The organism is Xenorhabdus sp. TS4 (assembly GCF_014467265.1).
Classification (GTDB): Bacteria; Pseudomonadota; Gammaproteobacteria; order Enterobacterales; family Enterobacteriaceae; genus Xenorhabdus; species Xenorhabdus ehlersii.
Genome location: NZ_NKHQ01000100.1, coordinates 1 through 6,545, shown reverse-complemented (window position 1 = coordinate 6,545; position 6,545 = coordinate 1). Strand labels below are relative to the sequence as shown.

Genomic DNA, 6,545 nt, shown 5'->3' with positions numbered 1-6,545 from the left:
CGAATTGCTAGAAAACTTCTTTCTCACACGTTGGGTATTTTTGCCAATTTTAAACAAGGTAAAAGTCAACGCGACTGGCTTCAACAAGCCAACGTTATAAGATGTTAAAGTCGAGCATCGCGTTCTTTTAACAATAATCCAATCACATTTGAATAGAATGAATATTACTGTAATACAACGATATTGGGGAAAAGCGCGAAAACTAAAAGCTTTAGAGGGAGATGAATATCATCTGTTATCTTTCCACTCTCTGGATGTGGTCAGTGTTGCTGCGTACTGGTGGGATCATAGTCCGGGATTAAGACATCTGTTTTGCATCCATCAAAATAGGAATGAACGTGAGGTGAGGGCATGGGTACTCTTTTTTGTCGCCTTACATGATCTGGGTAAATTTGATATCCGCTTTCAATATAAATCCCCACAAACATGGTTATCTTTAAACCCAGAAGATAAACAACCCCGATTACCTTCAATCAAAGAATGTCAAAGTTACGATCATGGCGCCACAGGGCTTTATTGGTTTATTAATGACTATCAGCCAGAATCATCTGAAGACGATGATGACTTTGAATTTACTGATACAGTACACCTTTATCAGAATTGGTTCTCCTGGATAGAAGCAGTATGTGGCCATCATGGCGTTATCAGGCAGAAAAAGGATGTCATCCATTGTGTTGATTATCCGCTGCCATTTTTATTACGTCACCATGCAGCTCGTGATAAACAAGCCCGGCTAGCCTGGTTGGATATTGCTGCGGAGTTGTTTTTATCGCCAGTGGGTCTTTCGTTACAAGATACTCCACCTGATTGTTCCGTTTTGATGGCTGGGTTTTGTTCGATAGCGGACTGGCTAGGCTCTTGGTCAACCGGAGATACTTTTAACTACCGCGCTGCTGCTGTCTCTGATGTGGCGGAGTTGCGAGCTTATTTCGAACAGCGTTACCAAGAAGATGCTATGCGTAAGGCACTTTACATCTTTGCGGAAGGTATCAAAGAGAATGATATCAAAGGGGCTGGAATACCGGTGCATGAAAAGGGAGAGCGAGAATATTACCGACAGAGTGACTTGCTTATCCCTAATTTGTTGGCATCTATCGATTTTACACAGGCAGATGAGTACTTAGAGCAATTGAAGAAAAGTCTAAATAATTTGTGTATTAATCTTTTTAAACAAATGACCGCACCTTATCGCCATCACCCCAAGCTGGTCAAGGCATTAGCTATTGCCCGCCGTAGCCTACACAAACAACTCACTGCTTTGAGTCAGCCTCAAGGAGAATAAAAATGTCGTTTGATTCCGATTTTGATCTACTTGCTCTCTACAAAGCTTGGAAGGAACTGGATAACGGTGCTTGTGCCCAACTTAGGCGTGTGACTGAACCTGAAAAACTAAGGGATATTCCTGCTTTTTACCGTCTAGTACAACCTTTCGGCTGGAAGGAGGCAGAGAAACAATGGCCATTGCTCCGTATGGTGTTTTGTCTGAGTGCAGGGAAAGAAGTTATTGAACATACTGAACCGGATGAAGAAAATCCCAAAGGTATTAGTCTGGGTAAGGCGCTGGCAGATAGTGAGCGTATCAGTGAACGCCGGCTGTACCAAGTGTTGCGTGCGGATTGGCCTAACGATATGGTGCAGCTGCGTCGTTTGCTCATCCATGCTGAACCTAAGCTTTACTGGCCAGCGTTGGCCAGGCAATTAATACGGTGGAATCAACATGCTCGCCGTCAGATCTTAGAAGATTTCATACTTGCTCTTCCTCCTAAAAAGAAAACCGCATAAGGATGTAACATAATGAACAATTTTATTAACTTCCACGTACTAATCTCCCATAGCCCGGCTTGCCTGAACCGTGATGATATGAATATGCAAAAGGACGCTATCTTTGGTGGCAAGCGTCGGGTGCGTATTTCCAGCCAAAGTCTTAAACGAGCAATGCGTAAAAGCAACTACTACATGCGACATCTGGGGGAGTCGAGTATTCGTACTATTCAACTGGCTGAACTTAGAAATGTTTTACATGAACGTTTGGGAGCACGCTTTGAAACAGCGCTGATTGATCGTTCACTAGCTCTATTGATAGGAAAAGACATTGATGATGCGAAGGAAATAATTGGGGATGCGGTATTTCCCTGGGTAACAGAAGAAGTCGCCTGGTTCTGTGAACAGGTTGCTCAAGCAGATGCTGAAAAACTTGATGCCAAAAAATTGGCAAAGCAACTGAAACCGCATATTGCGGCTATGCGTGCTAATTTACAAAATGGCGTTGACGTGGCGTTAAGTGGCCGTATGGCGACTAGCGGCCTGATGAGTCAGCTGGGTAAAGTAGATGGTGCTATGTCCATCGCACATGCTATCACTACACATGCTGTGGAATCGGATATTGACTGGTTTTCTGCCGTTGATGATTTAAAAGATCTGGGCTCTGCTCATTTGGGAACTCAGGAATTCTCTGCTGGTGTTTTCTACCGCTATGCCAGCCTGAATCTTGCGCAATTACAGGAGAATCTGGGGGGGATTGAACGCAGTAAGGTACTAGATATTGCCGCACATCTGGCGCATATGTTGGCGACGGAAACACCGAATGCGAAACAACGTACATTCGCGGCGTTTAATCCAGCGGATTTGGTAATCGTCAACTTTTCTGATGTGCCAGTGTCTATGGCCAACGCTTTTGAAACACCTGTCAAAGCAAAACAGGATGGCTATCTCAAACCCTCTATTGAAGCGTTCACAGATTACTGGAACCGTGTTGCCCAAGTGTATGGACTAACTGGATCGGCTGCGCAATTCTCTTTGTTGAATACAACGCTTCCGGAAGGTGTTGTGTCCAAATCAGGATTGGAAGAACTGAAGAACTGGATCCGTAGTAACGGTGAGGGTTAAATATGGCTTCTTATCTCATATTACGCCTTTCCGGCCCCATGCAGTTTTGGGGGCAGCCCACGTTTGAAGGTATGCGTCCCACCGCTAATTTTCCCACTCGCAGTGGCTTACTGGGATTGCTTGGGGCGTGTCTTGGGATACGCCGAAATGACAAAGAGTTACTTCAGGCCTTGTCCGACAGTGTGCGTTTCGCGGTGCGTTGTGATGATCATAAATTGGGTGATAAGTTTGTGGAGTTGAGCAAAATTACGGATTATCACACCATTAAGGATGCTAGAGTCGATTACGTTGGTTTGAAAAGCCATGACACCATCCAAACTTGGCGTGAATACCTCTGTGATGCCCATTTTACCGTAGCTGTTTGGTGTTTACCCAACAGTCATTACAAACTAGTGAATTTAGTCACCTCAGTTCAGAAGCCGTGGTTTACTCCCTATTTGGGAAGACGCAGTTGCCCATTGAGTCATCCACTCTATTTGGGACAGTGTGAGGCAGATAATCCCCGATTGGCATTAAATCAATTCGGTGGCGGAGGAACTATTTATAGCGAAGAGGCTATCAATCCCAAAGCCCCTCCTTTACATGTTCGTGATGAGCCTATTATTGCCTTACCACGTCAGTTTTCGACACATGATTGGTTTGTTATTCAGGGAGATTTGCCATGTTCTTAAGCAAAGTCTGGATTGACTGGCGATGGGCAAAAGATCCCTATCAATTGCATCGGGCTTTGTGGCAACTTTTTCCTCATCGTCCTAATGATGCACGTGATTTTCTCTTTCGGATTGAGGCTCAACACTTTGGTCGTGGTGCGGAAGCTTTATTGCAATCAGTGCAGGCACCTTCGTCAGCGCAAGCGGCTCAGGTTATCGTGAGTAAACCTATTCAGTGGTCTATTCCGAATGGTGCCAAGCTACGTTTTAAGTTACGGGCTAATCCGATTAAGACTATTAAAGACGGAGAACAGCGCCGTGATCGCAACGGTAAGATCAAAGGTTGCCGAGTACCGCTCATTCATGAGGAGGAACAGTTGCAGTGGTTATCGCGCAAATTAGCAGGAGCGGCGCTGTTATCGACGGCTTGGGTAACACCGGAGTCCCCAATCTATTTTTACAAAGATGATATTAGGGGAAAAATTCAGCCAATATGTTTTGAAGGGCAAATCATCGTACAGGAAAATGAATCCTTTATTACTCTTTTAAGTCAAGGAATTGGTCCGGCTAAAGCTATGGGTTGTGGTTTACTCTCTTTGGGTTTGAGTTAGAGATGATCCTCGTAGCACAAATTTTTCGTATAGGGAATTTCGGTAGATCGGGATGGTTTAAGTTTTGTCTTTTTTAACATTTTGAAAAACAAATATTTTTATATTTAATAAAATGCGTTTTTTAAGTAAAAAACGTGGTGGAATTATTTATATCAAATAAGCTCTTTAAAAACAAATAGATATAATTAGTCTGTTCCCCGTGAATACGGGGATAAACCGTCATCGTGATCTTGCTTCTGGTTCTGCATGGGCTGTTCCCCGTGAATACGGGGATAAACCGATAGTATTCGTTATTATAGCCGGACTCATTGCCTGTTCCCCGTGAATACGGGGATAAACCGCTCTTTTCTGCGCAATCTAATGCGCTCACCAACTGTTCCCCGTGAATACGGGGATAAACCGATGATCAGTGCAATAACCTGAGCGGTCAATGGCTGTTCCCCGTGAATACGGGGATAAACCGGCGGCTTTCAGTGCTTTTTTCATTGTGTCACTCTGTTCCCCGTGAATACGGGGATAAACCGCCCAAGGCACACAGTGGGACGGATGCGCTATCCCTGTTCCCCGTGAATACGGGGATAAACCGGCTTCCTCGGCGGCCTCAAGGTGGGCGGGTTCCTGTTCCCCGTGAATACGGGGATAAACCGCAATAATTATGATGATGAAGTTTGCCTTCTCTCTGTTCCCCGTGAATACGGGGATAAACCGGACTTCATCTTCTTTTTGCAGGCAAACATAAACTGTTCCCCGTGAATACGGGGATAAACCGGACTTCATCTTCTTTTTGCAGGCAAACATAAACTGTTCCCCGTGAATACGGGGATAAACCGGGATTATTTTTTATTTTTGTTACTTTTTCGGGCTGTTCCCCGTGAATACGGGGATAAACCGCTCTTTCATATTGTTCCCTTCCACTATTATATCTGTTCCCCGTGAATACGGGGATAAACCGAATTATTTTCTTTATTATTTTCCTCTAAAATACTGTTCCCCGTGAATACGGGGATAAACCGGGATTTCCGTTTACTATTACTATGGGGTTGTTCTGTTCCCCGTGAATACGGGGATAAACCGCTAAACCCACTTATGACACGGGCGATCTGATTCTGTTCCCCGTGAATACGGGGATAAACCGCCATAGTAGCCCACCCGTTCACGGGATTGTTCCTGTTCCCCGTGAATACGGGGATAAACCGACGGTTATCAGAGTCTGGTGGATTTATTTAAGCTGTTCCCCGTGAATACGGGGATAAACCGCTGCCCCGATGCGCGACACGCCCTTGTGCATAACTGTTCCCCGTGAATACGGGGATAAACCGTCATTAGGTTACTCGGCTTCGCGCTCTGGTATCTGTTCCCCGTGAGTACGGGGATAAACCGACACGCTCCTTAGCACTCATGATTGCGGGATGCTGTTCCCCGTGAGTACGGGGATAAACCGCTGACAATTGGGCAATGCGCGCCCTGTTCACGCTGTTCCCCGTGAGTACGGGGATAAACCGAATCATAGAGTGCCTGAGTTTTTGGCCTCAGTCTGTTCCCCGTGAGTACGGGGATAAACCGCTCTCTACTATGGTGACAGGATTCCTTGAGTACTGTTCCCCGTGAGTACGGGGATAAACCGCCGGAGACAGAATTGCGCGGATGACACTGGGACTGTTCCCCGTGAGTACGGGGATAAACCGTAACCACTCGTGAATTTTGCGCCTCCGTGCAGCTGTTCCCCGTGAGTACGGGGATAAACCGGCTTCCAGTGCCAGCTCAGCCTGTTCCGCGCCCTGTTCCCCGTGAGTACGGGGATAAACCGTTCTGCCGTGGGCGGAATATCGCCTGTCAATCCTGTTCCCCGTGAGTACGGGGATAAACCGTCGCGCCAATGCCGCACCATCACGATTAGCAACTGTTCCCCGTGAGTACGGGGATAAACCCGACTGGAAAAGAGGGGCAGTTAATCGCAGGGCCTGTTCCCCGTGAGTACGGGGATAAACCGCCTCCGGCATTGATACGGAGTAGGCAGTCAATCTGTTCCCCGTGAGTACGGGGATAAACCGTTCTGCCGTGGGCGGAATATCGCCTGTCAATCCTGTTCCCCGTGAGTACGGGGATAAACCGTCAGACAATGCTTTCTTATTCATGCAGTGGTTCTGTTCCCCGTGAGTACGGGGATAAACCGGATATAGATATGTCACATAATTTAATTGCGTACTGTTCCCCGTGAGTACGGGGATAAACCGAGATTATAATTCATCCATTAAAGAATTATATACTGTTCCCCGTGAGTACGGGGATAAACCGGCTGGGTCACGCTCTCAATGATTAGATATTGTGATAAACTCCCTGCTTTTTATTATGGAGTGAGAGATGGCTAAAGTGGATGTGGTTTGTCGTTACTGTCATA

At 46.1% G+C, this 6,545-nt stretch carries 5 protein-coding genes and 1 CRISPR repeat array; all 5 genes read left to right on the top strand.

The genetic code is table 11. The annotated features are described in order from the left end of the window. Window positions 1-157: 157 nt before the first annotated feature. Genes Xets_RS19380 through cas6e form a run of 5 tightly spaced genes read left to right on the top strand, consistent with a single transcriptional unit; the run spans window position 158 to window position 4,147 of the window. Entirely contained in the window at window positions 158-1,282 is a 1,125-nt protein-coding gene (locus tag Xets_RS19380) for a CRISPR-associated endonuclease Cas3'' (RefSeq protein WP_187652377.1), read from the top strand. 2 nt (window positions 1,283-1,284) lie between these two features. Further along, complete coding sequence (gene casB / locus Xets_RS19375) at window positions 1,285-1,782, top strand: type I-E CRISPR-associated protein Cse2/CasB (RefSeq protein ID WP_187652376.1); 498 nt, start codon at window positions 1,285-1,287, stop codon at window positions 1,780-1,782. A 12-nt stretch (window positions 1,783-1,794) separates the two neighbouring features. Continuing rightward, on the top strand, window positions 1,795-2,886 hold the full coding sequence (gene cas7e / locus Xets_RS19370; protein ID WP_187652375.1) for a type I-E CRISPR-associated protein Cas7/Cse4/CasC: 1,092 nt from the start codon (window positions 1,795-1,797) through the stop codon (window positions 2,884-2,886). A 2-nt stretch (window positions 2,887-2,888) separates the two neighbouring features. Continuing rightward, window positions 2,889-3,557 carry a type I-E CRISPR-associated protein Cas5/CasD gene (gene cas5e / locus Xets_RS19365; RefSeq protein WP_099132594.1) on the top strand — a complete coding sequence of 223 codons (669 nt, stop codon included), beginning with the start codon at window positions 2,889-2,891 and terminating at the stop codon, window positions 3,555-3,557. Continuing rightward, entirely contained in the window at window positions 3,548-4,147 is a 600-nt protein-coding gene (gene cas6e / locus Xets_RS19360; RefSeq protein WP_099132593.1) for a type I-E CRISPR-associated protein Cas6/Cse3/CasE, read from the top strand. The genes cas5e and cas6e overlap by 10 nt, the downstream gene beginning before the upstream one ends. A gap of 190 nt (window positions 4,148-4,337) precedes the next feature. After that, window positions 4,338-6,442: direct repeats of the CRISPR family, unit length 29 nt; unit sequence CTGTTCCCCGTGAATACGGGGATAAACCG. Window positions 6,443-6,545: the final 103 nt, after the last annotated feature.

What these genes read in the sequence shown, in the direction of transcription:
- casB (WP_187652376.1), top strand. Translation starts at nt 1,285, where the DNA reads ATGTCGTTTGATTCCGATTTTGATCTACTTGCTCTCTACAAAGCTTGG.
- cas5e (WP_099132594.1), top strand. Translation starts at nt 2,889, where the DNA reads ATGGCTTCTTATCTCATATTACGCCTTTCCGGCCCCATGCAGTTTTGG.
- Xets_RS19380 (WP_187652377.1), top strand. Translation starts at nt 158, where the DNA reads ATGAATATTACTGTAATACAACGATATTGGGGAAAAGCGCGAAAACTA.
- cas6e (WP_099132593.1), top strand. Translation starts at nt 3,548, where the DNA reads ATGTTCTTAAGCAAAGTCTGGATTGACTGGCGATGGGCAAAAGATCCC.
- cas7e (WP_187652375.1), top strand. Translation starts at nt 1,795, where the DNA reads ATGAACAATTTTATTAACTTCCACGTACTAATCTCCCATAGCCCGGCT.